Source organism: Streptomyces sp. NPDC046261 (assembly GCF_040646235.1).
Classification (GTDB): domain Bacteria; phylum Actinomycetota; class Actinomycetes; order Streptomycetales; family Streptomycetaceae; genus Streptomyces.
Map to the genome: position 1 here is coordinate 176,389 of NZ_JBEYZU010000006.1, position 26,051 is coordinate 202,439.

Here is a 26,051-nt window from a genome sequence, read left to right on the forward strand (position 1 = left end):
GTGGAGGGTCGCGATAAACGATCGATGAACGGGCACGTGAAAGGGTTTTTCCGGGCCTCCGCACGGGAACAGCGCCGCGGTTTCACGCGCTCCGCGCGCGCGGACACGGCGGGCGCATACGGACCCACTGTACGGACCTTCACGTAATTTCCACGGAAAGCCGGAAGGCGGAAGCCGGAAGCCGGAAGCCTCAAAGCCTACGCGGCCGCCACCGGTGCCAGCAGATCGCGCACCTCTGCCGCCTCGGACGAGCCCAGCTGCTCGAAGATGGCCAGCGCCTCGGTCCAGCAGGCGTGGGCGCGCCCCGACTGTCCGAAGGCGTCCAGGGAACGGCCCAGGACCGTCAGGATGTTGGCCCGCCGCCATTCCCCGCCGATGCCCCGCAGCTGCGCCAGCGCCTGCTCGGCGTGGGCCGCGGCCTTGGCGGGCTTGTGCGTGGCGAGGTACAGCTCGGCCATGCGGAAGAGCGTCATGCCCTCCCACAGCCGCTGCCTGTTGTCCCGGAAGACCGGCAGGGCCTCCATGAGTCGGGCCATGGCCTCCTCGTGGCGCCCGGCGTGGGTGAGGGCCACCGCGTAGGCGTACAGGGCGTTGGCGAGCCGCCAGGAGACGTTCGACTCGCGGTACAGGGCGATCGCCTGCTCGGCCAGGTGCACGGCCGACTGGACCCGGCCGGTGGCCAGGTGGGTGCGCGAGAGGTTGCTCAGCGCGCTGGCCTCGCCGGGCCGGTTGCCGTCGGCGCGGAAGGCGGCGAGTGCCTGGCCGATGTAGGCCTCGGCGTCCTCATGGCGGTGCTGGTAGATGGAGATGATGCCGCGGTTGTTGGCGGCGTAGCAGCAGGGGATGGGGTCCTCGCAGGCCCGTCCCAGCAGCACCGCGTGCCGTGCCTGCTCGTCGGCCTGCGCGAAGCGCCCGGCGAGGCTGTGCACGTGCGTGAGGACCGTGCGCGCGCGCCCCTCGGCGCGGGCGTCGCCGGCGGCCTGGGTGGCGTGCAGCAGGGCGGTGGCGGCCTGCTCGTACTGCCGGGAGTCGGCGCCCGACTCGGCGAGGTCCTTCGCCGCGAGCAGCAGGTCCACGGCGCGGCGCAGCGTCTCGCCGGTGGTGTCGCAGTGCTGGCGCACGCAGGCCAGCAGGCAGCCGGCCTCGGCGAACAGCCAGTCGCCCGCCGCGCTGCGGTCGGTGAAGGTCAGCCCCGGGTGGGTGGTGGGGGTGAGGTGGGCCAGGAGCTGGTCGCCGGGGCGTTCGAGGACGTACACGCCCGCTGCCGTGGCGAGGTAGAAGTCCAGCAGGCGCGACAGGGCGGCCGTCCGCTCGGCGGGGGGCTGCTCGTCGCGCTCGGCGCAGGAACGCGCGTAGAGGCGTACGAGGTCGTGATAGCGGTACCGGCCCGGTGCGGCGGACTCCAGGAGCGAGGTGTCGACCAGCGACTCCAGCAGCTCCTCGGTGGCGTCGAGGTCCAGGTCGAGGACGGCGGCCGCGGCGGCCAGCGAGATGTCGGGGCCGTCGGCGAGGCCCAGGAGGCGGAAGGCGCGGGCCTGGCCGGGCTCCAGCTGGCCGTAGCCGAGCTCGAAGGTGGCCTTCACGGCGAGGTCGCCGGCGCGCAGCTCGTCCAGGCGGCGGCGTTCGTCGCCGAGCTTGCGGGCCAGGACGGAGACGGTCCAGGTGCGCCGGGCGGCCAGCCGGGAGGCGGCGATGCGGATGGCGAGCGGCAGGAAGCCGCAGGCGGCGACGACGTCCATGGCGGCGTCGCGCTCGGCGCCGACCCGTTCGGTGCCGACGATGCGGGTGAACAGGACGAGCGCCTCTTCCGGGCTCATGACGTCCAGGTCGACCAGGTGGGCGCCGGCGAGGTCGACCATGCGGGAACGGCTGGTGACGAGGGCGGCGCAGCCTTCGTTGCCGGGCAGCAGGGGGCGGACCTGGGCGGCGTCGCGGGCGTTGTCCAGCAGGGCGAGGACCCGGCGGCCGTCGAGGGTGGAGCGGAAGAGGGCGGCGCGCTCCTCCACCCCGTCCGGGATGCCGGAGTCGGGTATGCCCAGGGCGCGCAGGAAGGAGCCCAGGACGGCCTCGGGCTCGGCGACCACGGGCCCGGTGCCCTGGAGGTCGACGTAGAGCTGGCCGTCGGGGAAGTGGTGGCGGGCGGCGTGGGCGACGTGCACGGCGAGGGTGGTCTTGCCGACGCCGCCGATGCCCGCGACGGCGGAGACCGCCATGACCCGTCCCTCGGCCGTGGCGAGCTGGTCGCTGAGCTCGTCCACGAAGGCGGTGCGGCCGGTGAAGTCGGAGACGGTGGCCGGGAGCTGGGCGGGCCGGATGAACGTGGGCCCGGCGATGGGGCGGTCGGCGGTGGAGAAGTGGACGTTGAGGTCGGTGTCGGCGTTGAGGATGCGCTGCTGGAGCTCGGAGAGCTCGGGGCAGGGGTCCACCCCCAGTTCGTCGGCGAGCAGCCGCCGGGTGTCGGCGTAGACGGCCAGGGCCTCGGCCTGGCGGCCGCTGCGGTAGAGGGCGAGCATCAGCAGTTCGCGCAGCCGCTCGCGCAGCGGGTGGGCGGCGGTCAGGGCGGTGAGCTCGGAGACGGCCTCGGCGTGGCAGCCGACCTCGAGGTCGAGGTCGAGCCGGGTCTCCAGCAGGCTCAGGCGCCACTCCTCCAGGCGGGCGCGCTGGGTGTCGGCGTACGGGCCGGACAGGCCCGCCAGCGGCTCTCCGTCCCACAGGTCCAGCGCCTGGTTGGTCAGCTCCCGGGCGCGGCCGCGGTCGCCCGCGCCGCGTGCCTTGTCGGCCTCGGCGGCCAGCCGCTCGGCGGTGTCGATGTCGAGGCCGTCGAGTCCCACGCGTATCGCGTAGCCGCCCGACTCGCTGACCAGGGCGTCGGCGTCGGGGCCGAACGCCTTGCGCAGCCGGCTGGCGTACGTGCGCAGCGCGGCGAGGGCCGCGTGCGGGGGTTCCTCGCCCCAGAGGGCGTCGACCAGTTCGGGCGCGGTGGCGGTGCGCCCGCCGCGCAGCAGCAGGGCGGCGAGCAGCGCCCGCTGCTGGGGCGATCCGGTGTGGAGCGGTTCGTCCCCGCGCCAGGCGCGGACGGGGCCGAGCACGGTGAAGCGCAGCCGCTGCCCATGCCCTGTGTCGTCGGCCATCGTGACCCCCTGCCTGTCCTGCTCGGTCGCACCGGCCAGTCTGCCTTGTTCAGGGCCTCTGCGTCAGCAGGGGTCCGGCCTCTCGCAAGGGCCTTTCGGGGGCCGGTCCGCCAGCTTGCTGACGGCTCGTCAGATCGGCGCTACCGTGTCGGCCATGGCGAGCTTCCCCAAGATAATCTCGGTGGACGACCACACGGTCGAGCCCTCCGACGTCTGGCGGAACCGGCTTCCGGCGCGATTCCACGATGTCGGACCGCGGATCGTCAGGGCTCCCGTGAAGGACATGACCTTCGCCGGCGGGCGCTTCGCGCCGACCATGGGCGCCCCCGGGGACGACGGTCCGGTGGCGGACTGGTGGGTCTATGAGGATTTGTGCCGTCCTCTCACGCGGCTGGATACCGCCGTCGGATGCTCCAGGGATGAGATCCGGCTGGAGGGAATCACCTACGAACAGATGCGGCCGGGTTCGTACAGCGTCCCCGAGCGATTGGCCGATATGGATCTCAACCATGTCCAGTCCGCGCTCTGCTTCCCCACGTTCCCGCGCTTCTGCGGCCAGACCTTCACCGAGGCGGCCGACCGCGAACTGGCCCTGCTGTGCGTACGCGCCTACAACGACTGGATGGTCGAGCAATGGTGCGGCCCCGACGCGCAGGGCCGGCTGATCCCGCTCATCATCGTCCCGCTGTGGGACGCCCGCCTGGCCGCCGACGAGGTGCGGCGCAACGCCGCGCGGGGCGTCCGGGCGGTGTGCTTCTCCGAGATACCGCCGCACCTGGGCCTGCCGTCGGTCCACGGCGACGACTGGGACCCCTTCCTGGCCGCCTGCGAGGAGACCGGGACCGTCATCGCGATGCACATCGGTTCCTCGTCCCGGATGCCGTCGACCTCCGCCGACGCGCCGCCCGCCGTCGGGTCCGTGCTCACCTTCGCCAACTGTTGCTTCTCGCTGGCCGACTGGCTGATGTCGGGCAAGTTCGACCGCTTCCCCGGCCTGCGCGTCATGTACGCGGAAGGACAGATCGGCTGGATCCCGTACATCCTGGAGCGGGCGGACGTGGTGTGGGAGGAGAACCGCGGCTGGGGCGGCATCGCGGAGAAGGTGCGCACCCCGCCCTCCGAGCTCTTCGCCCGGCACGTGTACGGCTGCTTCTTCGACGACGCCGCCGGCCTGCGCAACCTCGACGCCATCGGCGCCGGGAACGTCCTGTACGAGACCGACTACCCGCACTCCGACTCCACCTGGCCCAGATCCCGGCAGGTCGCCGAGGAGCAGATGGCGCATCTGGAGCCGGCGACCGTCGAGCGCGTCGTCCGCGGCAACGCCATCGAGCTGCTCGGCCTCACCGCGGAAGGACTCTGGCCCGGTGCCTGAGGGCACGCCGCAGGGCCTGCGGGTCCTGCCGGAGGGCGAGCTGTCCTACGGGCTCCAGCTGCCCGTCCAGTCGCAGAGCACCCTCTACGCCGAGCCCTGGGAAGCGGGCGCCGGCCCCGACGAACTGCGCCGGACGGCCAGGGCCGCCGACCGCCTGGGCTTCGCCTACGTCGCCACCTGCGACCACGTGGCCGTCCCCGGGCGGCTGGCGGCCGCGATGGGCACCGTCTGGTACGACCCGGTGGCCACGCTCGCCCACCTCGCCGCCGTCACCGAACGCGTCCTGCTGCTCAGCCATGTGGCCGTCGCCGCGCTGCGCCACCCGCTGCTCACGGCGAAGCAGTACGCGACGGTGGACCGGCTCGCGGGCGGGCGGCTGGTCCTGGGGGTCGGCGCCGGGCACGTACGGGAGGAGTTCGAGGCGCTGGGCGTGGACTTCCGGCGGCGCGGCGCGATCCTGGACGAGACGGTCGACGCCCTGAAGGCGGCGCTCGGGCCGGAGGAGTTCCCCGAGTTCCAAGGGGAGCGCTTCGCCTTCCGCGACCTGGGCCAGGCACCCCGTCCCGTCCGCACGCCCCGCCCGCCCCTGTGGGTGGGCGGCTCCTCGCCCGCCGCGCTGCGCCGGGCGGCGCGGCGCGGGGACGGCTGGCTGTCGCAGGGCGACGCGCGCGAGAGGCTGCCGCGGCACATCGCGGACCTGCGGCAGCTGCGCGAGGAGGCCGGGCGCGGTGGCCCGTTCGCGGTCGGCGCCATCACCGAGGCGCTGTACGTCGGTACGCCCCGCTGGGACACCGGCCCGCGCACGCTGACCGGCGATCCGGACGTGCTCGCCGCGTCGCTGCGCGCGTACCGGGACATGGGAGTGGACCAGATACAGGTGCGCTTCCGCTGCCGGAGCGTCGACGAACTTCTCGACCAGATGGCCGCATTCGCCGCCGACGTGGCGCCGGAACTCAACGCATAGGAGAAGCCGGCAGGCGGACGACGGACAGGAGGGGACATGGGCAAGCTGGACGGCCGGGTCGTGCTCATCACGGGCGCGGCCCGCGGACAGGGCGAGCATGAGGCGCGGCTCTTCGCCGCCGAGGGCGCGAAGGTCGTCCTGGCCGACGTGCTGGACGACGCGGGAGAGGCCCTCGCCAAGGAGCTCGGGGAGGGTGCCGCGCGCTATGTCCACCTCGATGTGGGCGAGGAAACGGGCTGGGCCGAGGCTGTCGCCTTCACCAAGAGGGCCTTCGGCAAACTCGACGGGCTCGTCAACAACGCGGGGATCGCGCCCCGCGGCGATCTCGTGGACACCTCGCTGGCCCAGTACGAAGAGGTGGTGCGGGTCAACCAGACCGGCACCTTCCTGGGCATGCGCGCGGCGGCCGGCGAGCTGGCGGCGGCCGGCGGCGGCACGATCGTCAACACCGCCTCGTACGTCGCCCTGGCGGGCCTGGCCTCCTGTGCCGCCTACGCGGCCACCAAGGGCGCGGTCCTGGCCATGACCCGGGTGGCGGCGCTGGAACTGGCCGGACAGGGCATCCGCGTCAACGCCCTGTGCCCCGGCGGCGTGGACACCGCCATGATCAACCCCGGCGGCCGGGTGGCCCGGGAGGAGATGGACGCCTACTTCGGCACGCTCGTGCCCCTGGGGAGGGTCGGGCGGCCGGAGGAGATGGCGCGGGTGGCGCTGTTCCTGTCCTGCGACGACTCCTCGTACATCACCGGACAGCCGGTCGTCGTGGACGGCGGCTGGCTCGCGGTGGGCCAGGTGCGCACCTGACGCCTCCGGGCCTCAGGTCCGCACCTGACGCCTGCCGGCCCCGCGGGGCCCTTGACGGCCCGAGGGGCCGGTGCCAGAGTCGCTTCAGCTTCATCTGACGCTACGTCAGAAAACCTCGAAGACGGGCGGTGACCTCCGTGGAATTCGGGATCTTCGTGCAGGGCTATGTGCCGGCGAGCCGCTCGCGCACCGACAGCCAGGCCGAGCACCACGCGCTGATGGAAGAGACCGAATACGTCATCCAGGCCGACGCGTCGGGCTTCAAATACGCCTGGGCCTCCGAGCACCATTTCCTCGACGAGTACTCGCACCTGTCCGCCAACGACGTCTTCCTCGGCTACCTCGCCCACGCCACCGAGCGCATCCACCTCGGCTCCGGCATCTTCAACCCGCTGCCCCAGGTCAACCACCCGGTCAAGGTCGCCGAGAAGGCCGCCATGCTCGACCATCTCTCCGGCGGCCGCTTCGAGTTCGGCACCGGACGGGGCGCGGGCAGCCACGAGATCCTCGGCTTCCTGCCGGGCGTCACCGACATGGACGCCACCAAGGAGATCTGGGAAGAGACGATCGCCGAATTCCCCAAGATGTGGCACCAGGGCGAGTACCAGGGCTTCGCGGGCAAGCACTGGTCGCTGCCCCCGCGCACGGTCCTGCCCAAGCCGTACGGCCCCTCCCACCCCGCCATGTGGTACGCCGCCGGGTCGCCCTCCTCGTACGCGATGGCGGCCCGCAAGGGGCTGGGCGTCCTCGGCTTCAGCGTGCAGAAGGTCGCCGACATGGAGTGGGTCGTCGACTCGTACAAGACGGCCATCGAGGAGGCGCGGGCCGTCGGCGACTTCGTCAACGACAACGTGATGGTCACCTCCACCGCCATCTGCGCGGAGACGCACCAAGAAGCCGTCGAGGTCGCCGTGAACGGCGGTCTGCACTACCTGCAGTCGCTGCTCTTCCGCTACCACGACACCTTCCCGCGCCCCGACGGCATCCCGCGCTGGCCGGAGCTGCTGCCCGAGTACACCGAGGAGATCATCGAGCTGCTCATCGCCGAGGAGCTGATGATCTGCGGCGACCCGGACGAGGTGTTCCGGCAGTGCAAGCGCTGGGAGCAGGCGGGCGCCGACCAGCTCTCCTTCGGGCTGCCGATCGGTATCCCCCGCGAGGACACCTTGAGGACGATCCGGCTGATCGGCGAGCACGTCATCCCGAAGATAGACACGGACCCGGTCCACCGCACCACGCGCTACCGCCAGGCCGCCGCCAGGGCCTGAGCACGCGCCTCCACGCACCGGGGCGGCGCCTCCCGGGCCGCCGCCCCGGCCCTGCTCGCCGTACGTCCCCAGGCCCGTACCGCCGGAACGTCGAGTGAGAGGACCCGAGATTCGTGCTGGACCATCTCATCCGCCGCGCCACCGTCGTCGACGGCACCGGAGCACCCTCCTACGTCGCCGACGTCGGCATACGGGACGGCCGCATCGCGCTCATCGAACGCGGCAGGGCCACGGTCAAGGCGGGCGGGCGCCTCGGCGAGCGGGCGCGCACCGAGGAGGACGGCGCCGGGCTCGTCCTGGCCCCCGGCTTCGTCGACCCGCACACCCACTACGACGCCCAGCTCTTCTGGGACCCCTACGCCGCCCCCTCCATGAGCCACGGCGTGACGACCGTCGTCGGCGGCAACTGCGGCTTCACCCTCGCGCCGCTCAACCCCGCGCGGCCGGCCGACGCCGACTACACGCGCCGGATGATGAGCAAGGTCGAGGGCATGTCGCTGACCGCCCTGGAGGAAGGCGCGCCCTGGACCTGGTCGTCCTTCGGCGACTACCTCGACGCGCTGGACGGCCGCATCGCCGTCAACGCCGGCTTCATGGTGGGGCACTGCGCCCTGCGGCGGTACGTGATGGGGCCGGACGCCATCGGCGGCACCCCTGACGAGGACCAGTCGCGGCGGATGCTCACCCTGCTCCACGAGGCCATGGACGCCGGCGCCTGGGGGCTGTCCACCACCCGCTCCACCACCCACTCCGACGGCGACGGCAACCCCGTCGCCTCCCGCCACGCCCTGCCCGGCGAGCTCCGTGCCCTCGCCCGCGCGGTCGGCGAGCACGAGGGCACCCAGCTCGAGGCCATCGTGTCCGGCTGCCTGGACCGCTTCACCCAGGAGGAGGCCGACCTCCTGGTCGAGCTGACGGCCGCCGCCGGCCGGCCGCTGAACTGGAACGTCCTGACCATCGAGTCCGCCGCCCCCGAGCGGGTCCCGCACCAGCTGGCGGCGAGTGAGCGCGCCCGCGCGGCGGGCGGCCGGATCGTCGCCCTGACGATGCCGATCCTCACCCCCATGAACATGTCGCTGGGCACCTTCTGCGCCCTGAACCTCCTCCCGGGCTGGGGCGAGGTTCTCGCCCTGCCGGTGCCCGAGCGCATCACCCGGCTGCGCGAGCCGGCCGTCCAGGCCGCCCTGCTGCGCGGCGCCACCAGCCCGGCGGCCGGGGGCTTCCGCCGGCTCACCGACTTCGGCCGGTACGTCATCGGCGACACCTACGCCAAGGACAACGACGGCCTCACCGGCCGCGTCGTGAGCGACATAGCCGACGAGCGCGGCACCGACCCCTTCGCCACCCTGGTCGACATCTGCGCCGCCGACGAGCTGCGCACCGTCCTGTGGCCGATGCCCACGGACGACGACCCCGCCAGCTGGGAGCTGCGCCGCCGGGCATGGGACCACGAGGACGTCCTGCTCGGCGGCTCGGACGCCGGCGCGCACCTGGACCGGATGTGCGGGGCGCCCTACACGACGCGCTTCCTCGGCGACTGCCTGCGGGGGCGGAAGCTGGTGCCGCTGGAGCGGGCGGTGCGGATGCTGAGCGACGAACCGGCGCGGCTGTTCGGGCTGCGCGGCAGGGGCCGCATCGCCGAGGGCTGGTGGGCGGATCTGGTGCTCTTCGACCCCGAGCGGATCGAGGCGGCTCCGGCGACGTTGGTCCGCGACCTGCCGGGGGACGGAGCGCGCCTGGATTCCCGGGCGGTGGGGGTGGTGAGCGTGCGCGTGAACGGCGTGGAGACGGTCCGGCACGACGTGGTCACCGGGGCGGTGCCGGGGCAGGTGCTGCGGTCGGGGCGGGACACGGAGACGGTGGCGACGGGAAATTTTTGAACCGGGACAAAACGGGTGCCGCTGCGGATGCCGCAGGGGTGACAGGGGGGAATTCTCCTTGGTGTTACCGGTCGTAACCCATCGAGTGGCTTGCTTTGCAAGGTCAACTGGCGGTGATGGCGGGCATGTTCAAGGGGCGGCGCTCGGAGGTTGAACCTCCGGATGCGGAAACAGCAGCGCTTAACGTCCTCGCCATGGTTCAGGTACAGCCGCGGCCACAGGCCGGAGACACGGTAATGAGCGTCGCGGGCAGCGACGCCGGAGAAGTGCGCGCCAAGGGCCTCAGCGGCAATTCCGTCGGCCTGCTGGGCAGCGCCGTCATCGGGATCTCCACCGTCGCGCCCGTCTACTGCCTGACCTCCACCCTCGGCCCGACCGTCGGCCAGGCCGGGGTGCAGATGCCCGCCGTCTTCCTCGCGGGCTTCCTCCCGATGCTGCTGGTCGCCTTCGCCTACCGCGAGCTGAACAGCGCCGTCCCCGACTGCGGCACGTCCTTCACCTGGACCGTACGGGCCTTCGGCCCGCGGATCGGCTGGATGTGCGGCTGGGGCCTCGTCATCGCCACCATCATCGTGCTGTCCAATCTCGCGGGCGTGGCGACCTCCTTCTTCTATCTGCTGCTGGGCGAGATCACCGGCAGCGACGCGATCGCGGCCCTCGACGACAACCGGCTCGCGCACGTCGCGACCTGCCTGGCCTTCATCGCCGTCGCCACCGCCGTCAGCTACCGCGGCATGACCGCGACCAAGGGCGTGCAGTACGCGCTCGTCGGCCTGCAACTGGCCGTGCTGGCGGTGTTCGTCGCGATGGCCATCGGCAAGGCACGCTCCGGCGAGCTGTCCGGCTCCATCGACTTCTCCTGGACCTGGCTGAACCCCTTCGGCGTGGAGTCCTTCAGCGCCTTCACCGCCGGACTGAGCCTGTCGATCTTCATGTACTGGGGCTGGGACGCCTGCCTGACCGTCAACGAGGAGACCGAGGGCAGCGCCAAGACCCCGGGCCGTGCCGCGCTCCTCGCCATGGTCGTGCTCGTCGGCTCGTACCTGCTGACCGCCGTCGCCGCACAGATGTTCTCCGGCGTCGGCGACCAGGGCACCGGCCTGGGCAACCCCGACACCTCCGGCAACGTCTTCGCCGCCCTCGCCGACCCGGTCATGGGGACGGCCCTGGGCGTCCTGCTCTTCGTTGCCGTGCTGGCCTCGGCCGCCGCGAGCCTGCAGACCACCTTCCTGCCGGTGGCGCGCACGGTACTGGCGATGAGCACGTACCGGGCGCTGCCGCCGTCGTTCGCGCGCATCCACCCGCGCTTCAAGTCCCCCGGCAGGGCCACGATCGCGGCCGGAGCGGCCACCGGCGTCTTCTACGCCGTGATGAGCTTCCTCAGCGAGAACGTCCTCATCGACACGGTCTACGCGCTCGGCCTGATGATCTGCTTCTACTACTCCATCACGGCGTTCGCGTGTGCGTGGTTCTTCCGCAGCGAGCTGCGCAAGTCACCGCGCGACGCATGTTTCAAGGGCGTCTTCCCACTGACAGGCGGACTGTTGCTGGCGGCCGTCTTCTGCAAGACCCTCTACGACATGTGGGACCCGGAGTACGGCAGCGGCAGCGCGGTGTTCGGCGTCGGCTCGGTCTTCGTCATCGGCGTGGGCCTGCTGGTCGCCGGCGCGGTGCTCATGGAGCTGATGCGGCGCCGCGATCCGGCGTTCTTCCGGGGCGAGGTGCTGACGCGGTCGACGCCGGTGCGGGGGGCCGGGGACTAGCGCCCCGGCGGATCGGACGGTGCCCCGTACGGACCGCGCCCGCCGGGTGGACCGGGCGGGCGCGGCGCGATGCGGCGGTGGGCCTCAGCAGCCCTTGGTCCAGGTGTGGGAACTGCCCCTGTCGTTGGCCCCCTTGTTGTAGTTGACCTCCTGTCCCGGAGCCAGGCAGATGGTCACGGCTCCCGTCAGCTTGCGGCCGTCGTACACCTTGACGTGGTCCTTCACGCCCGGCCCGGAGACGCCGTGGTTCGCCCACGAGGAGTCCTGGTTGGACATGTTGCCTTCCCACCAGTGGTCGTCGCCGCTGTGGTCGATCTTCATGCCGTCGAAGTTCGCGTGCGTCCAGACGCAGAAGTAGCCGCTGCGGCACTCCGCCGCCTGGGCGGTGGCCGAGGTGGCCAGAACGGTGCCGGCGGAGATCAGGGCGGCGGTGAGGAGGGCGGCAAAGCGCTTCATGGGCGTGTGTCTCCCGTCGGTGGAGGGTTGGTCAGCAAGGTGGTGGCTTCGGCCAGTGCGTGCGCGCGCAGTGCTTTCCAGTCGGCGATCTCGGCGTGGTGCCGGGCGCGGACCTCGGCGAGGCTGCGGTGGGTGTGCGCGGCTTCGGGCCCGAGGTTGTTGACGACCACCGATGCCCGGAACCAGCGGACCTGGTCGCCGTACAGGCGCCGCTGAGCGGCGGCCAGACAACCGTCGGTATGGGCGCGCACGACATAGCCCGTGGGCAGGGCCACGGACAGCTCCGCCGGGCCCGTGCCGAAGAGCGCGGCGCTGACGCGCCGATGCTCCTCGGCCGGCGGGCTCTGCCCCGCGCGCGGCGGGGTCAGGCCCTGGCGGACCAGGCACGCATCGGTCATCAGACCCGTGGCCGCCTTGATCACATCGTCCGGGGAGGGCCGGGGCGCCGGAGCCGCACAGCCGGTCAGGACGAAGACACCGGTGAGCAGCGTGAGCAGCCCCGGGGCCGCCCGCATGCGAAGACGCATCCGGCGATCAGCCCGGCTCGCGCGGGGTGAGTGCGGCGAACGCCGGGCTGACGACGGCTGGTTGACGCATGCGGGTGGTCCCCCGGGTGGCGGTGATGTTCGGTCGGAGCACGGTCACCCTCCCCACCGTTCGCCCCGGCATGCGGCCCCCACGCCATATCACCTGTAAAGGTGACGACCTCCGCTCCGGCCGGTCACGGCCACCTCAGGGGCGTACCCCCGCCACGCCCCCACCCGCGTCCAGCGGGGTGACGCGCCGCTGCGCGGCGAACGCGGCGGCCGGGTAGCGGGGATCGGGCCGCAAGGCGTACTCACGCAGGCACGCCTCGGTGAACTTGATGACGTGCTCGTCGCCGTGCTCGGCCGCCCGTGCGCCCAGTTCGTCCATCGGCGGCAGCTCCGGCACCTCCGACCGCCAGGCATCCGTCCCCTCCTCGCGCCGGTCGACGGTGAAAGCCAGCAGGAACGCCGCCTGCACCTGCCAGACGCGGGCCAGCGTCGGCTCGTGCAGCGCCTGCGGCAGATGCGGCAGGAGGATGCGTACGGCGGCGGGCGCGGTGACACCGTGGATCAGCGGCACCGGATAGACCTCCGGGTGGCCCAGGTAGACATCTGCGAACTGCAGCGTCATCTCGCTCAGCAGCCGCGGCGCCTGCTCCGGCGCGAGCGACCCCAACGCCGAGCCGTACAGCGGTGATTCGCCGAGCGCCTCCAGACGCCGCCGTGCGGTGTCCGGCCCCATCGGGCCGTCCGGTGTCGCCCGGGGCAGCGTCGCCACCGCCGCGGACAGCTCGTGACGGCCGCGCAGTCCCGGCGTGCCCGGCAGTTCCGTGTAGCGGGCGGCCCAGTACGCCAGGCCCCGGGCCAGCTCGGTCAGCTGGAGCGGCGTCGGCTTGTCCCCGGCCGCGTACAGACCACGCACCGCGTGTGCCGTGCGGATGAGGCCATGGGTCAGGCCGGCGAACAGCCCCGGCAGCAGCCGCGGCCACCAGCGGCCCAGGACCTCCCGCCAGTGCGCCTCGGCCAGTTCCCGCACGAACAGCCGCTCCCAGTCCCCGGCCCGCCCGATCTCCCCGAGCGCCTGCCGCCAGGACGACTCGTCCGCACCGTCCAGCGCGAAGCGCGCCGCCGGCGGCCCGTGGTGCTCCATCGCCTTCCGGTACCGCCCCACCCACCGCGCGACCTCGTCCTCCTGCCCCAGCAGCGCGAGCGCCTCGGCGGCCATCGGGCCGTGGTTGGCGAGATCGACGCCCTGCCCCCGCTCGTACCCGAGATCGTCCATCCGTTCCAGAGCGTCGTTGACCGCATCGCTGTAGCTCACCGACGGCATGACAAGACCAACCTTTCGGATGCCCCAACAGTTTGGATATCCAAACCATCTACACTCGCAGTATGCCGCACCCCGACGAGCCCGTGAAGGCGCCCCGGAAGCCGACGCCCGACGAGTTCCGGGTCGTCGGCCTCGTCCCGCTGCTCGAACCGTTCTTCCGTGCAGCGGTGGTACGCGACCTCATGCCGGAGCCCCTGCGCGACGCGATGGAAGCCCACGGCCTGACCGCACGCCACGGCGCGGTGCTGCCGCAGCTGCTGGCCGGACCGCCGCTCACAGTGGGGGAGATCGCCCGGCGGCTGCACGTCTCCCTGCCGACCGCCAGCGAACTGGTCGGTGCGCTGAGCCGGGCCGGCATCGTGGTGCGGGCCGAGGATCCGGCGAACCGTCGCCGGATCCTGGTTTCGCTCGCCGACGAGTACCGACCGTTGCTCGAAGTCTTCGTCGCCCGCCGCGGCGAGCCGTTGCTGCGCGCGCTGGACGGGTTGTCGCCGGACGAACGTGCCGGGTTCGTGGCCGGCCTCACGGCGTGGGTGGCGGAAGTCCAACGCTGAGGCGTCCGTGCGTCCGTGCCAGTGCCAGAAGGCGGGGTGCGATCGTTGTGCCCTGCATGAACTATCGCCCCTGCCGAGGCCGGTGGCTTGGGCGGCGGTTTGCTCTCCCCGGCCATCGGCAACGGCTGTACCAACCACGCTGGCGCCACGACACGGGGCTCGGCCACCGCGCCCGGCGGTGGCGCCGGGGGGAACCAGCTCCTCGGGCAGTGCGCTTGAGGGGGCACCCGGCCGGGTGCCCCCTCCGGGGCGCGGGAGGGGCTGTCGTTGTCAGCCGAGTCGGCCGGACCGGAGCCCGGCGATGAACGAGGCCCAGGCCGATGCCGGTGTGACGAAGGCGGGGCCGTTCTTCTGCTTCGAGTCGCGTATGCCGACCTGTCCGGGCAAGGGTGCGACCGAGACGCAGCCACCACCTCCGTTGTCTGTGCTGTAGGAGGACTTGAACCAGCGGCTTTCGTCGGCAACTTCCAGGGCGGTTGTGCAGGCGCTAGTTTTCATCGATCTCTCTTGCTAGTCGGTGCAGGAATTCGGGCGTCTTGGCCGGGGCCAGAGCGCCCTCCCGCATGGCGTCGAACTTCCGGGCGTGTTTCCAGACCTCGCGTGGCTTGTCGGACACTGACATCACAGCTGGGCTCTCCTGCATCACGACGGGTTCGAGTCCCGCTTCGAAATCCAGGATGACGAAGTTCTCGAAGGCGCGATAAGTGGCGAGACTGAGCGGGAGGATCTGCACGGTCACGTGGTCCAGGGCGGCTGCCTTCTCGATCGCCTCGTACTGCTCGCGCATGACGTCTGGGCTGCCGACTACGCGACGGAGCGCTGCCTCATCGAGGATCACGCGGAGCTCGACCGGATCGTCGGCGTGGATGATCGCCTTGCGCTTCATGCGGAGGTCCACGTTCAGCTCGACGTACTCGGTCGTTCTCTCGTCGACCGGTTTCGATGTCGTGTACAACGCACGGGCGTAGTTCTCCGTCTGCAAGAGCCCGAAGACCACCTGCGAATGCCAGGCCCGCATTGCTGACGCGTCCGACTCAAGCCCCACGTAGAGCAGTTGGCCGGAGGGCATGAAGTTCTGGTACGGCCTGTACCAGTCTGCGCTGAGTGAGTCGCGGTGCAGCATGAGTAGCTGCTCGCGTTCCGTTGGATCCGTGATGCCGTACAAGGTGAGAAGGTCGTCCAGATCGCGAACGCGCGGCAGCTGATTGTGACCGGATTCGACTCTGTTGAGTTTCGATTCCGAGCTTTCGATGGCTTCAGCCGCTGCTTTCGTGGTGATCCCCCTCCTCTCCCGCAGGCGGCGGAGCTCTTTACCCAGCTCCCTCCGGCGAAACGTCGGACCCCGTCGTGCTGCCACGCCTGACCCCTTCTGTCCTGTACCCGTTGCTGCGCGCCAGTACCCGGTAGGCATGGCCCTGTTGGTGCACCGCACGCCCCTGTTGCCGCTGGCGGTGACCTAGTTGGCAGTCTTGCAGCTCGTGTGTGTGCTCGTGGAAGCCTTGCCGGGGTTTTGGCATATTCCAATCTCCCTCGATTTATCGGATAGCTTGCGGCCGAAGTTTCCGCTGCGGGAACGTGGTTCCGTCGGCAAACCCCCACGTCGCTCGAAGGAGCCGCCATGCCTCCCTACCCGTACACCGGAAACACCGGCGGTGGGATCACGTCCAACCCGCCCCAGGCGGCACCCGGCATCGAGGCGGCCATTCACGAGACAACCGCCACCGAGCGGTGGCTGCCGGCGCCCGGGCGGGTGCGGGCGCTCACCAACCGGCTGTGCGCCTTCGTCAACGCCACCGCGTTCGACGTGGAGGCCGCCGCCGCGCGGCGGCCCGTGGGGGACCCGGTCCGGGTCGGCGCCCTCGCGGCGGTGCGTGAGGCCCGGCACCGTCTCCGGGTCGGGCCCGGCAACGGTTATGTCTCCGCGATCAGCTACGTCAGGGGCCTCGGCCGTACCGCCGAAGACCTTCTGCGGCACCAGAAGCAGCTGCGGCCCAAAGCAGGGGCGCCCGTGGCCACCGCGGGGGTGTCAGGGTTCAGCGCCCTCGCGGCGGTGCGTGAGGCCCGGCACCGTCTCCGGGTCGGGCCCGGCAACGGTTATGTCTCCGCGATCAGCTACGTCAGGGGCCTCGGCCGTACCGCCGAAGACCTTCTGCGGCACCAGAAGCAGCTGCGGCCCAAAGCAGGGGCGCCCGTGGCCACCGCGGGGGTGTCAGGGTTCAGCGCCCTCGTCCTCGGGCCCGCCGAGACCTGCCCCGTGTGCCTCGGGCTCACCGCGCAGCGGCACGCGTCGGAGCGGCGCCACGACTGGGCCGGCATGAGAAGGGCGAACGCCCGGCTGGGGGAGCATCGGGACACCGAGCACACCCATCGGTAGCCGCGCATGAAAAAGGGCAAGGGGGAATGCCCGCTCCTTGCCACTCTCAATGTATAGCGCACTGGGGGCCTTGCGGCAAGGCCCCGGTCATGGCGCAGAATCGTCGGCCTCGGCCAGAACCTGACGGTGTGAAGCGGCTGGCCGAACATTTCATTGCGCTACATGGGGGGACTTCATGATCGACGTCATCGTGGCCGGCGGCGGACCGACCGGCCTGATGCTGGCCAGTGAGCTGCGGCTGCACGGCGTGCACGTGGTCGTGCTGGAGAAGTTGACCGAGCAGACGCAGCAGTCCCGCGGGCAGGGCCTGCACGCGCGCAGCGTCGAGATGATGGACCAGCGCGGCCTGCTGGACCGGTTCCTCGCGGTCAGCGAGAAGTTCCAGGTCGGCAGCCTCTTCGGTGGCATCGCCAAGCCGTGGCCGGACCGGTTGGACACCGCGCACCCGTACGGCGTCGCCGCCCCGCAGCCGGTCACCGAACGCCTGCTCAACGAGCACGCCCTCGAAGTCGGCGTGGAGGTGCGGCGTGGCTGCGAGGTGGTCGGGTTGAGCCAGGACGAGGACGGGGACGCGGTGACCGTCGAGCTGGCCGACGGCACGCGTCTGCGCTCGCGCTACCTCGTCGGCTGCGACGGCGGCCGCAGCACGGTGCGCAAGCTGATCGGTGTCGACTTCCCCGGCGAGCCCGCCAAGGTGGAGACGCTGCTGGGCGAGATGGAGGTGACCGAGGATCTGGCGACGATCGCCGCCGTGGTCGAGGAAGTCCGCAAGACGCAGCTGCGGTTCGGCGTCGTCCCCGGCGAGAACGGGGTGTGCCGCGTCGTCGTGCCCGCCGACGGGGTGGCCGAGGACCGTGCGACGGCGCCGACCCTCGAGGATTTCAAGCGGCAGTTGCGGGCCTTCGCGGGCACTGATTTCGGTGTGCACTCGCCGCGCTGGCTGTCCCGGTTCGGCGATGCCACCCGGCAGGCGGAGCGTTACCGCGTCGGCCGGGTGCTGCTGGCCGGCGACGCGGCGCACATCCACCCGCCGACCGGCGGGCAGGGCCTCAACCTCGGCATCCAGGACGCGTTCAACCTCGGCTGGAAGCTGGCCGCCGCGGTCCGCGGCTGGGCGCCGGAGGGGCTGCTGGACAGCTACCACGCCGAACGCCACCCGGTGGCCGCCGCCGTGCTGGACAACACCCGCGCGCAGATCACGCTGATGGGCACCGACCCGGGTGCCACCGCGCTGCGGGAGCTGTTCACGAAGCTGCTGGACTTCGAGGAGGTCAACCGGTACGTGACCGGGATGATCACCGCGGTCGATGTCCGCTACGACTTCGGCGACGGCCACGAGCTGCTCGGCCGGCGCATGCGGGACGTGCGGCTGAAGCACGGGGGCCGCCTCTACGAGCTGATGCGCGGCGGCCGGGGCCTGCTGCTCGACCAGACCGGCCGGCTGTCGGTGGCGGGCTGGGCGGACCGGGTCGACCACGTCGTCGACGTCAGTGAGGAACTGGACGTACCGGCGGTGCTGCTGCGGCCGGACGGCCACGTGGCGTGGGTCGGTGACGAGCAGGAGGATCTGCTCGGCCGGCTGTCCACGTGGTTCGGCGCCGCAGCCGGCTGACCGCGCGGGCGGGGCGTGGGGCGGGGCCCGGCTACGGCTGCCTCATGCCCCCAGGAACACCGGGTTCGTCATCGCCGCCATCGCCCCCGGCAGCTCGGCCGGGGAGCCGTCGGCCGGTGGGCGGCGGACCTCCGCCCGTACGTACGCCGAGCGGGCGGCCGTCGTATGCCATTCCACGCGGCCGTCCGGCGGCAGTGGGGTGGTGAACAGGCGGCCCTGGTCCGTGACGAAGGACGCGGCGCAGCCCGGGGCGCCCGTCACCTCCAGACGCAGCGTGACGTCCGTGTCGGGGGCGACGCGCAGCCGTCCGCCGATGCCCGCGTGCTCGCCCCGCCCGCCCGTGGCCGTGAAGGAGAGGCCGATCGCCGAGGACTCGGCGATCCAGCTGCGGCCGGCCCGGATGCCCGCCAGGAGGGCGGGGCGGGAGAGGTCGTCGGCCAGGACGACCGTCTGGGAGAGGCCGACGACCTGGGGTTCGCGGTGGGCGTCGCTGTTGCCCATCGCGGGCAGCCAGCGGTGGCCCTCACGTACCGACGCCACCAGCATGGCGTCCCACGCGGCGAGCGCCATCTCGTCGTCGGCGGTGTACGGCCCGTTCCAGACCTCCACCGCGTCCGCCTCGGCGAAGCCGAACTTCCAGGCGCAGCCGACACAGGTGGCGTACGGGTGGGCCGGGACGACGAGTCCGCCTGTTTGCCGGATTCTGCGGGCGAAACGTCCGAAGGCGTCGTCCCGGGCGCGGTAGCGCCAGTCGATGAAGGTGCCCGGGTCCGTGCCGAGGGCCAGGACGTGGCCGTTGCGGGTGGTGACCTCCTCGCCGGTGAGGATCAGCAGGTCGTCACCCCACAGGCCCTGCCACGCGCCGTGCGAGGAGGTGGTGTTGTGCTCCGTCGTCGTGATCCAGTCCAGGCCGGCCGCGCGGGCCGCGGCGGCGATCTCGGCGGGGGTGCGCCTGCCGTCGGAGTGGACGCTGTGCAGGTGGTTGTCGCCCCGGTACCAGGCGCGGCCCCGCCCCTTGGCGCGCTGCGGAGGGTGGACGACCGCGGGGGTCACCCCCTGACGCCCGTAGCGCAGGGTGACGCTGACCTCGTAGGCCATGCCCTGCGGTGCCACGGTGTACGGGCCCAGGATGACGTGCCAGGTGCCGGGGCGGACGGGGCCGGCGAGGTAGCCGGGCGTGGCCCGTTCGGCGCTGATGGCGAACTCCGTGCGGGCACCGCCCGACCAGCCCCGGAAGCCGGGGCCACCCGGCGCGGTGCCGCGCTCGTCGAAGATGCCGATGTCACAGGCGTTGCCCTGGGTGCCCGGTGGAACGGTGGGCCGGTCGTACGTATAGGAGACGGCGATCTCGCGGACGCCGCGCGGTACTTCCACGGGGAGGTGGATGTAGTCCGGAGCACCGGCCGGCAGCCGGCCGGTGACCTTGCGGGTCTCTTCGCCGTCGGTCCTCTCCGGTCCGCCGGCATGGGCGAAGCTCACGCCTTCCAACGTAAGCACACCCGTCGCCGCGGCGATAGCCGTCAGCCTCATTACGTCGCGCCGGTGCATCGCCGACCCCCTCGCGTGTGCCGCCGGAGACCACAGTTGTACGCCCGGGTGGCGGGCAGCGGAACGCATGCGGTCGTCCTTATGTCCGTCTGTTGTGTGTCGGCCGATTGTCGTGGGGCCCAAAGGGGAACTTCAGGGCATACCTTTGGTCCCACGCGACGACGGAGGTGCCCCCGCATGCGCATCGCCACCACGATCTTTCTCACCGATGAGACGATCAGCCCGGTCCGGCTCGCCCGTGAGCTGGAGCAGCGCGGCTTCGCCGGGCTCTTCCTGCCCCAGCACACCCACATCCCGGTCAGCCGGCAGACGCCGGCGCCCACGGGCGACCCCCTGCCGCCGGAGTACGGGCGCGCCCTCGACCCGTTCGTCGCGCTCGCGCAGGCCGCTGCGGTCACGCACCGGATCGTGGTCGGCACGGGTGTGGTGCTGGTCGCCCAGCACGACCCGATCGTCCTGGCCAAGCAGGCGGCCACGCTCGACTTCCTCAGCGGCGGCCGGTTCACCTTCGGCATCGGCTACGGCTGGAACGTGGAGGAGGCCACCGACCACGGCGTGGACTGGCACAAGCGCCGCGAACTGGTGCGGGACCGCATGACCTTGATGCGGGCCCTGTGGTCCGGGGAACCGACGGCGTACGAGGGCGAGTTCGGCTCGGTCAGCGCGAGCTGGGCCCACCCCAAGCCCGTGCACCCGCCCCGGGAGCGCAAGGGCGCGCAGCCGCTGGTGGGGCCGCGCACGCTGATCGGCGGGGCGGCCGGGCCCAAGCTCTTCGCGCACATCGCGGAGTACGCGGACGGCTGGATCCCGGTGGGCGGCAGCGGGTTGCGGGAGACGCTGCCGGAGCTGCGCCGGGTGTGGACGGAGGCGGGGCGCCCGGGGGAGCCGGACGTCGTGCCGTACGCCGTGCACCCCTCGGCGGGGAAGCTGGCGCACTATGCGGAGCTGGGCATCGAGGAGGTCGTGGTGGGGCTGCCGTCGGCGCCCGAGTCCGAGGTGCTGCGGGCTCTGGACGCGCACGCCGAGTTCCTCTAGGCCGCCGCCGGTGGGGGCCGGGGGAAAGCCGTCCGGAGGGTGCCTCCGTATGACGTGATGAGAGGCACACGGAACCGGCGCTTTCGGTGCGTGGCGGTGTCAGTGTGCGCTCGTATGCTCGGACAATGACTTCGAGTGCACAGGGACCCGAGCAGACCGCACCGACCGCCAACGCCATGCGGCGCGCGCTCAAGCGGGCCCGTGACGGCGTCGCGCTGGACGTCGCCGAGGCCGCCGTGCTGCTCCAGGCCCGCGGCGCGGACCTGGAGGACCTCTCCGCGTCCGCCGCCCGCGTCCGGGACGCCGGCCTCGCCGCGGCGGGCCGCCCCGGCGTCATCACGTACTCGAAGAGCGTCTTCATCCCGCTCACCCGCCTGTGCCGCGACAAGTGCCACTACTGCACCTTCGCCACCGTCCCCGGCAAGCTGCGACGCGCCGGCCACGGGATGTTCATGTCCCCCGACGAGGTCCTCGACATCGCCCGCCGGGGCGCCGAACTGGGCTGCAAGGAAGCGCTCATCACCCTCGGCGACCGGCCCGAGGACCGCTGGCCCGAGGCGCGCGAGTGGCTCGAGGCCGAGGGGTACGACGACACCATCGCCTACGTGCGGGCGATGGCGATCCGCATCCTGGAGGAGACCGGGCTCCTGCCGCACCTCAACCCCGGCGCCATGAGCTGGACGGACTTCCAGCGGCTCAAGCCGGTCTCCCCGTCGATGGGCATGATGCTGGAGACCACGGCCACGCGACTGTGGAGCGAGCCCGGCGGCCCGCACTACGGCTCCCCCGACAAGGAGCCGGCCGTCCGGCTGCGGGTCCTGGAGGACGCCGGCCGCAGCTCCGTCCCGTTCACCAGCGGACTGCTGCTCGGGATCGGCGAGACGTACGAGGAGCGCGCCGAGTCGCTGTTCGCGCTGCGCCGCGTCTCCCGCGCGTACCACGGCATCCAGGAACTGATCATGCAGAACTTCCGCGCCAAGCCGGACACGGCGATGCGCGGCATGCCCGACGCCGAACTGGACGAGCTGGTCGCCACCGTCGCCGTCGCCCGCCACATCATGGGCCCCTCCGGCTGCCTCCAGGCGCCGCCCAACCTCGTGGACGACGAGTACGGCCGGCTCATCCGCGCCGGCATCGACGACTGGGGCGGCGTCTCCCCGATCACCCCGGACCACGTCAACCCCGAGCGCCCCTGGCCGCAGATCGAGGAGCTCGCCGCGCGCTCCGCCGCCGAGGGCTTCGAGCTGCGGGAACGGCTCGCCGTCTACCCGGAGTTCGTCCAGCGCGGCGAGCCCTGGCTGGACCCGCGCCTGCTGCCGCACGTACGGGCGCTGGCCGACCCGGAGACGGGCCTGGCCCGCGAGGACGCCGTGGTCGAGGGCCACCCCTGGCAGGAGCCCGAGGAGGCGTTCGTCCCCTCGGGCCGCACCGAACTGCACCGCACCATCGACACCGAGGGCCGCACCGCCGACCGCCGCGAGGACTTCGACGACGTCTACGGCGACTGGGACGCGCTGCGCGAGGCGGCCGCCCCCGGCATGGCCCCCGAACGCATCGACGCCGACGTGCGCCAGGCGCTGAAGCAGGCCGCCGAGGACCCCACCGCGCTCACCGACGCCGAGGCCCTCGCCCTCCTGCACGCCGACGGGCCCGCGCTGGACGCCCTGTGCCGCGTCGCCGACGACCTGCGGCGCGACGTGGTGGGCGACGACGTCACCTACATCGTCACGCGGAACATCAACTTCACCAACGTCTGCTACACCGGCTGCCGCTTCTGCGCCTTCGCGCAGCGGCGCACGGACGCCGACGCCTACACCCTCTCCCTCTCCCAGGTCGCCGACCGCGCCGCGCAGGCGTGGGACGTCGGCGCGGTGGAGGTGTGCATGCAGGGCGGCATCCACCCCGACCTGCCGGGCACGGCCTACTTCGACATCGCCCGCGCGGTGAAGGAGCGCGTGCCGGGCATGCACGTGCACGCCTTCTCGCCGATGGAGGTCGTCAACGGCGCCACGCGCACCGGCATGCCCATCCGCGAGTGGCTCGCCGCCGCCAAGGAGGCCGGGCTCGACTCCATCCCGGGGACGGCCGCCGAGATCCTGGACGACGAGGTCCGCTGGGTCCTCACCAAGGGCAAGCTGCCCACGGCGACCTGGATCGAGGTCGTCAAGAGCGCCCACGAGCTCGGCATCCGCTCGTCCTCCACGATGATGTACGGCCACGTGGACCAGCCCCGGCACTGGCTGGGCCACTTCCGGCAGCTGGTGGAGGTCCAGAAGTCGGCCCTGTCCCACGGGGTGGAAGGCTTCACCGAGTTCGTCACGCTGCCCTTCATCCACACCAACGCCCCCGTCTACCTCGCGGGCATCGCACGCCCCGGCCCGACGACGCGGGACAACCGCGCGGTCACCGCCATGGCCCGGCTGCTGCTCCACCCCTACATCCCCAACATCCAGACGAGCTGGGTCAAACTGGGCGCGGAGGGTGCGGCGGAGATGCTGCGCTCGGGCGCGAACGACCTGGGCGGCACGCTGATGGAGGAGACCATCTCCCGCATGGCGGGCTCCTCCTACGGTTCGTACCGCTCGGTCCAGGACCTGATCGCCATAGCGCGGTCGGCCGGCCGGCCCGCACGGCCCAGGACCTCGACGTACGGGGAGGTGCCGCGGGAGCGGCAGGAGGTCGCGATGGCCTCGGACGGCCATCTGCCGGACCTCCTGCCGATCCTGGGGAACGATTGACCGCTTATCGCGTAAGTGTTGCCGATCTGTCGCCTGCCCCCGATCCGGCGGCGACAGGCGGCGCATAGGGTGTCCCGCATGTCTTGGCCCCAGAACCCTCACCAGCCTCAGCAACCCGAGCAGCCGCAGAACCCTCCGACGCCCCCGCAGGGCGGCTTCGGGCCGGCGCCCACATGGGGCCCGGACGGTTCCGGCCACGCACAGCCCACCGTCGTCTCCCAGCCCGCAGTGCCCTCGCCGCCGCCCGCGCCCGGCCCGGCGCCCACCCCCGGGCACGCGCAGCCCACGGTCCTCTCCCAGCCCGCGGTGCCCGCCCCGGGCCAGGCGGGCGGCCCCGGCATGCCGCCGCCCCCGCCGCCCGCGCCGGGCCCCGCGGCCGGCCCCGTACCGCCGTCGGTGCCCGCGCCCGGCATGGTGCCCCCGGGAGCGACCCCGCCCGGCATGAACCCGCCCGGCATGAACCCGCCCGGCATGAACCCGCCCGGCATGGCGCCGCAGTACGGCATGCCCCCGGCCCCCGCGCCGGCCCCGCGGCAGCCGAAGAAGAACACCACCCTCCTCGCCGTCATCGGCGGCGTCGTGGCGCTGGCAGTCATCGGCGGTGGCGCGGTGTTCTTCCTCAACAGCGGTGACGACGACAAGAAGGCCGACGACGCCAAGGGCGCCTCCCAGGCGCCGGCCGCCCCCGGCCAGGACCAGAAGCCCGACCAGCCGGCCCCGCAGGGCAGCGGCCAGGCGAGCCCGAACGCCGCACAGCCGATGGTCGCCGGCTGGCAGACGCAGGTGCGCGAGGAGCACTACTTCCAGTACGACGTGCCCGGCACGGGCGACAAGTGGAAGGTCTTCCCGACCGACACGGCCATCTCGTACACCGAGAACGGCAAGCCGGTCGTCGTGATGACGGGCGCGGCCAACTTCCGTGAGGGCGGCTGCTCCTCGAAGGCCAACCCCAACTCCATCGGCGAGGCCGGCTCCGGCCAGCTCGCCACGGTCGGCACCACCGGCGGCGGCAAGGACGGCGACCTCAAGGAGAACGCCCGCAACTGGGCGGGCAACTGGGGCTTCATGGCCTACGGCGGCAAGGACAACAAGCCCAAGATCGAGATCACGGACGAGAAGGCCTGGAAGCAGAACGGCATCGACGGCTGGACCGCCACCGCCAAGGTGACGGTCAACAACCGCCCCAGCCCCTGCGTCCCGCCCACCGCGATCGTCAAGAGCATCGCCCAGAAGATGCCCGACGGCACCTTCCACGGCTGGGTCATCTACGCCGACCAGGGCGTGCCGGACGCCCTGTCCACCGAGCAGATCGACAAGATCATGAAGACGGTGCGGCCGGCCAAGAAGTCGGACTGAGCGGACGGTGTCCGCCGGGACCGGTGCCTGACCGGCGGTAGCCGATTACAGTGCTGAGCCGACCACGAGCACAGGGGCGAAGGCCCCGGCCCGCACCCACTCCGACGCCGGGAGGCCGGACAACGTGACCACGACCGCCGGAACGGGAGGCGCGGGGTCGCTCCCCCGGGGCCGCGCCGAACAGCAGGACTACCGCAGCCGCGTGCGGGGCTGCCTGCTCGGCGGGGCGATCGGGGACGCGCTCGGCGCGGGCATCGAGTTCGACTCCCTCGACGCGATCCGCGCCGCCCACGGGCCCCAGGGCGTCACCGACTACGTCCCGGCCTACGGGCGGCGCGGCGCCGTCACCGACGACACCCAGATGACGCTGTTCACGGCGGAGGGCCTGATACGGGCGCAGGTGCGCCGGGACACCGGCGCCTGGCAACCGCAGGCCGACGTGCACCGCGCCTACCTGCGCTGGGCCGCGACCCAGCGCGGCTGGGGGCCCGACGAGCGCGTCCGGGACGCCGGCTGGCTCGCCCGCGAGGAGTGGCTCTACGCACGCCGGGCACCCGGCAACGCCTGCCTCGGCGGGCTCACCGACGACCGGATGGGCACCGTCGCGGACCCCAAGAACCCCGGCTCCAAGGGCTGCGGCGCCGTCATGCGCTCCGCGCCCTTCGGGCTGCTGGCGGACTGGGACGCGGAGGCCGTCTTCGAGCTGGCCGCCGAGTGCGCCGCCCAGACGCACGGCCACCCCTCCGGTTATCTCGCGGCGGCGGCGTTCGCGGCCATCGTGCACGGCGTCGTGCGCGGCGAGGCGCTGGAGGTCTCCGTCCACCGGACGCTGGGCATGCTGGCGGTCCGTCCCGGCCACGAGGAGACCAGCGAGGGCCTGCGCAAGGCCCTGATCGCCGTGCGCCAGGGGGTGCCGACGGCCGAGCGCGTCCAGACACTGGGCGAGGGCTGGGTGGCCGAGGAGGCCCTGTCGATGGGCCTGTACTGCGCGCTCGTCGCCCAGGACGTACGCCACGGCCTGCTGCTCGCGGTCAATCACGGCGGCGACTCCGACTCCACCGGGTCCATCTGCGGCAACCTCCTCGGCGCGGTGCACGGCGAGACCGTGCTGCCGCCGGGGTGGCTGGCCGAGCTGGAGGGCCGGGCGACGATCCTCGAACTCGCCGACGACTTCGCCATGGAGCTGACCCACGGCCCGTCGCCGCACGGCCCGGACGGCCGGTCGGCCGCCTGGCTGGCGCGGTACCCGCGCGCGTAGCCGACGTAGCCGACGCGGCCGCGCGCGCAGGTCGACCGAACGGGCTATCCACGGCCGGCGGGGTGCGTTGACAACACC

General features: G+C 72.3%; 20 protein-coding genes. 13 read left to right on the forward strand and 7 right to left on the reverse strand.

The window, feature by feature from the left end:
- Positions 1 to 197: 197 nt before the first annotated feature.
- Positions 198 to 3,131, reverse strand: coding sequence for a BTAD domain-containing putative transcriptional regulator (locus ABZ956_RS14140; RefSeq protein WP_361891908.1), 2,934 nt, complete (start codon positions 3,129 to 3,131; stop codon positions 198 to 200).
- Between the two features lie 154 nt (positions 3,132 to 3,285).
- On the opposite strand from ABZ956_RS14140, the gene ABZ956_RS14145 reads away from it, so the two are divergent.
- The 6 genes from ABZ956_RS14145 to ABZ956_RS14170 all read left to right on the forward strand — a co-directional run bounded on the left by ABZ956_RS14145 (position 3,286) and on the right by ABZ956_RS14170 (position 11,185).
- A complete protein-coding gene (locus ABZ956_RS14145) occupies positions 3,286 to 4,506 on the forward strand; it encodes an amidohydrolase family protein (RefSeq protein ID WP_361891910.1) in 1,221 nt (406 codons plus the stop codon).
- Between the two features lie 16 nt (positions 4,507 to 4,522).
- On the forward strand, positions 4,523 to 5,470 hold the full coding sequence (locus ABZ956_RS14150) for a TIGR03619 family F420-dependent LLM class oxidoreductase (protein WP_361892453.1): 948 nt from the start codon (positions 4,523 to 4,525) through the stop codon (positions 5,468 to 5,470).
- Between the two features lie 36 nt (positions 5,471 to 5,506).
- Positions 5,507 to 6,274 carry a glucose 1-dehydrogenase gene (locus ABZ956_RS14155; RefSeq protein WP_361891913.1) on the forward strand — a complete coding sequence of 256 codons (768 nt, stop codon included), beginning with the start codon at positions 5,507 to 5,509 and terminating at the stop codon, positions 6,272 to 6,274.
- 137 nt (positions 6,275 to 6,411) lie between these two features.
- The gene (locus ABZ956_RS14160; RefSeq protein WP_361891916.1) at positions 6,412 to 7,542 is read left to right on the forward strand and encodes an LLM class flavin-dependent oxidoreductase; all 1,131 of its coding nucleotides are present in this window, start codon (positions 6,412 to 6,414) and stop codon (positions 7,540 to 7,542) included.
- A gap of 113 nt (positions 7,543 to 7,655) precedes the next feature.
- Positions 7,656 to 9,422 (forward strand): D-aminoacylase, encoded by a 1,767-nt coding sequence (locus ABZ956_RS14165; RefSeq protein ID WP_361891919.1) that lies wholly within the window; start codon positions 7,656 to 7,658, stop codon positions 9,420 to 9,422.
- A 194-nt stretch (positions 9,423 to 9,616) separates the two neighbouring features.
- Positions 9,617 to 11,185: an APC family permease gene (locus ABZ956_RS14170; RefSeq protein ID WP_361891922.1), complete on the forward strand. Its 1,569-nt coding sequence runs from the start codon at positions 9,617 to 9,619 to the stop codon at positions 11,183 to 11,185.
- An 84-nt stretch (positions 11,186 to 11,269) separates the two neighbouring features.
- Here the strand turns inward: ABZ956_RS14170 and ABZ956_RS14175 are convergent, their stop codons facing one another.
- The 3 genes from ABZ956_RS14175 to ABZ956_RS14185 all read right to left on the reverse strand — a co-directional run bounded on the left by ABZ956_RS14175 (position 11,270) and on the right by ABZ956_RS14185 (position 13,498).
- Complete coding sequence (locus ABZ956_RS14175) at positions 11,270 to 11,641, reverse strand: peptidase inhibitor family I36 protein (RefSeq protein WP_361891925.1); 372 nt, start codon at positions 11,639 to 11,641, stop codon at positions 11,270 to 11,272.
- Entirely contained in the window at positions 11,638 to 12,168 is a 531-nt protein-coding gene (locus tag ABZ956_RS14180; RefSeq protein WP_361891928.1) for a hypothetical protein, read from the reverse strand. The genes ABZ956_RS14175 and ABZ956_RS14180 overlap by 4 nt, the downstream gene beginning before the upstream one ends.
- 205 nt (positions 12,169 to 12,373) lie before the next feature.
- Positions 12,374 to 13,498: a hypothetical protein gene (locus ABZ956_RS14185; protein WP_361891931.1), complete on the reverse strand. Its 1,125-nt coding sequence runs from the start codon at positions 13,496 to 13,498 to the stop codon at positions 12,374 to 12,376.
- A gap of 62 nt (positions 13,499 to 13,560) precedes the next feature.
- Here ABZ956_RS14185 and ABZ956_RS14190 point away from each other — a divergent pair, with 62 nt between their 5' ends.
- On the forward strand, positions 13,561 to 14,052 hold the full coding sequence (locus ABZ956_RS14190; protein WP_361891934.1) for a MarR family transcriptional regulator: 492 nt from the start codon (positions 13,561 to 13,563) through the stop codon (positions 14,050 to 14,052).
- Positions 14,053 to 14,322: 270 nt separating this feature from the next.
- On the opposite strand, the gene ABZ956_RS14195 is transcribed toward ABZ956_RS14190, so the two are convergent.
- Both ABZ956_RS14195 and ABZ956_RS14200 read right to left on the reverse strand, forming a co-directional pair.
- On the reverse strand, positions 14,323 to 14,550 hold the full coding sequence (locus ABZ956_RS14195) for a DUF397 domain-containing protein (RefSeq protein ID WP_361891937.1): 228 nt from the start codon (positions 14,548 to 14,550) through the stop codon (positions 14,323 to 14,325).
- Positions 14,540 to 15,409, reverse strand: coding sequence for a helix-turn-helix transcriptional regulator (locus ABZ956_RS14200; protein WP_361891940.1), 870 nt, complete (start codon positions 15,407 to 15,409; stop codon positions 14,540 to 14,542). The genes ABZ956_RS14195 and ABZ956_RS14200 overlap by 11 nt, the downstream gene beginning before the upstream one ends.
- 261 nt (positions 15,410 to 15,670) lie before the next feature.
- Here ABZ956_RS14200 and ABZ956_RS14205 point away from each other — a divergent pair, with 261 nt between their 5' ends.
- Both ABZ956_RS14205 and rox read left to right on the forward strand, forming a co-directional pair.
- A complete protein-coding gene (locus ABZ956_RS14205) occupies positions 15,671 to 16,426 on the forward strand; it encodes a DUF6415 family natural product biosynthesis protein (protein ID WP_361891943.1) in 756 nt (251 codons plus the stop codon).
- Positions 16,427 to 16,601: 175 nt separating this feature from the next.
- On the forward strand, positions 16,602 to 18,038 hold the full coding sequence (gene rox / locus ABZ956_RS14210; protein ID WP_361891946.1) for a rifampin monooxygenase: 1,437 nt from the start codon (positions 16,602 to 16,604) through the stop codon (positions 18,036 to 18,038).
- Between the two features lie 42 nt (positions 18,039 to 18,080).
- On the opposite strand, the gene ABZ956_RS14215 is transcribed toward rox, so the two are convergent.
- The gene (locus ABZ956_RS14215; protein WP_361891949.1) at positions 18,081 to 19,586 is read right to left on the reverse strand and encodes a CehA/McbA family metallohydrolase; all 1,506 of its coding nucleotides are present in this window, start codon (positions 19,584 to 19,586) and stop codon (positions 18,081 to 18,083) included.
- Positions 19,587 to 19,763: 177 nt separating this feature from the next.
- On the opposite strand from ABZ956_RS14215, the gene ABZ956_RS14220 reads away from it, so the two are divergent.
- From ABZ956_RS14220 to ABZ956_RS14235, 4 genes are all read left to right on the forward strand, one after another.
- Complete coding sequence (locus ABZ956_RS14220; protein WP_361891952.1) at positions 19,764 to 20,621, forward strand: TIGR03619 family F420-dependent LLM class oxidoreductase; 858 nt, start codon at positions 19,764 to 19,766, stop codon at positions 20,619 to 20,621.
- Positions 20,622 to 20,746: 125 nt separating this feature from the next.
- Positions 20,747 to 23,359 carry a bifunctional FO biosynthesis protein CofGH gene (locus ABZ956_RS14225; RefSeq protein WP_361891955.1) on the forward strand — a complete coding sequence of 871 codons (2,613 nt, stop codon included), beginning with the start codon at positions 20,747 to 20,749 and terminating at the stop codon, positions 23,357 to 23,359.
- 78 nt (positions 23,360 to 23,437) lie between these two features.
- On the forward strand, positions 23,438 to 24,715 hold the full coding sequence (locus ABZ956_RS14230; protein WP_361891958.1) for a hypothetical protein: 1,278 nt from the start codon (positions 23,438 to 23,440) through the stop codon (positions 24,713 to 24,715).
- A 124-nt stretch (positions 24,716 to 24,839) separates the two neighbouring features.
- A complete protein-coding gene (locus tag ABZ956_RS14235; RefSeq protein WP_361891960.1) occupies positions 24,840 to 25,973 on the forward strand; it encodes an ADP-ribosylglycohydrolase family protein in 1,134 nt (377 codons plus the stop codon).
- Positions 25,974 to 26,051 lie beyond the last annotated feature (78 nt).

What these genes read in the sequence shown, in the direction of transcription:
- ABZ956_RS14140 (WP_361891908.1), bottom strand. Translation starts at nt 3,131, where the DNA reads ATGGCCGACGACACAGGGCATGGGCAGCGGCTGCGCTTCACCGTGCTC.
- ABZ956_RS14145 (WP_361891910.1), top strand. Translation starts at nt 3,286, where the DNA reads ATGGCGAGCTTCCCCAAGATAATCTCGGTGGACGACCACACGGTCGAG.
- ABZ956_RS14155 (WP_361891913.1), top strand. Translation starts at nt 5,507, where the DNA reads ATGGGCAAGCTGGACGGCCGGGTCGTGCTCATCACGGGCGCGGCCCGC.
- ABZ956_RS14170 (WP_361891922.1), top strand. Translation starts at nt 9,617, where the DNA reads ATGGTTCAGGTACAGCCGCGGCCACAGGCCGGAGACACGGTAATGAGC.
- ABZ956_RS14175 (WP_361891925.1), bottom strand. Translation starts at nt 11,641, where the DNA reads ATGAAGCGCTTTGCCGCCCTCCTCACCGCCGCCCTGATCTCCGCCGGC.
- ABZ956_RS14180 (WP_361891928.1), bottom strand. Translation starts at nt 12,168, where the DNA reads ATGCGTCTTCGCATGCGGGCGGCCCCGGGGCTGCTCACGCTGCTCACC.
- ABZ956_RS14185 (WP_361891931.1), bottom strand. Translation starts at nt 13,498, where the DNA reads ATGCCGTCGGTGAGCTACAGCGATGCGGTCAACGACGCTCTGGAACGG.
- ABZ956_RS14190 (WP_361891934.1), top strand. Translation starts at nt 13,561, where the DNA reads ATGCCGCACCCCGACGAGCCCGTGAAGGCGCCCCGGAAGCCGACGCCC.
- ABZ956_RS14195 (WP_361891937.1), bottom strand. Translation starts at nt 14,550, where the DNA reads ATGAAAACTAGCGCCTGCACAACCGCCCTGGAAGTTGCCGACGAAAGC.
- ABZ956_RS14205 (WP_361891943.1), top strand. Translation starts at nt 15,671, where the DNA reads ATGCCTCCCTACCCGTACACCGGAAACACCGGCGGTGGGATCACGTCC.
- rox (WP_361891946.1), top strand. Translation starts at nt 16,602, where the DNA reads ATGATCGACGTCATCGTGGCCGGCGGCGGACCGACCGGCCTGATGCTG.
- ABZ956_RS14215 (WP_361891949.1), bottom strand. Translation starts at nt 19,586, where the DNA reads ATGCACCGGCGCGACGTAATGAGGCTGACGGCTATCGCCGCGGCGACG.
- ABZ956_RS14220 (WP_361891952.1), top strand. Translation starts at nt 19,764, where the DNA reads ATGCGCATCGCCACCACGATCTTTCTCACCGATGAGACGATCAGCCCG.
- ABZ956_RS14225 (WP_361891955.1), top strand. Translation starts at nt 20,747, where the DNA reads ATGACTTCGAGTGCACAGGGACCCGAGCAGACCGCACCGACCGCCAAC.
- ABZ956_RS14230 (WP_361891958.1), top strand. Translation starts at nt 23,438, where the DNA reads ATGTCTTGGCCCCAGAACCCTCACCAGCCTCAGCAACCCGAGCAGCCG.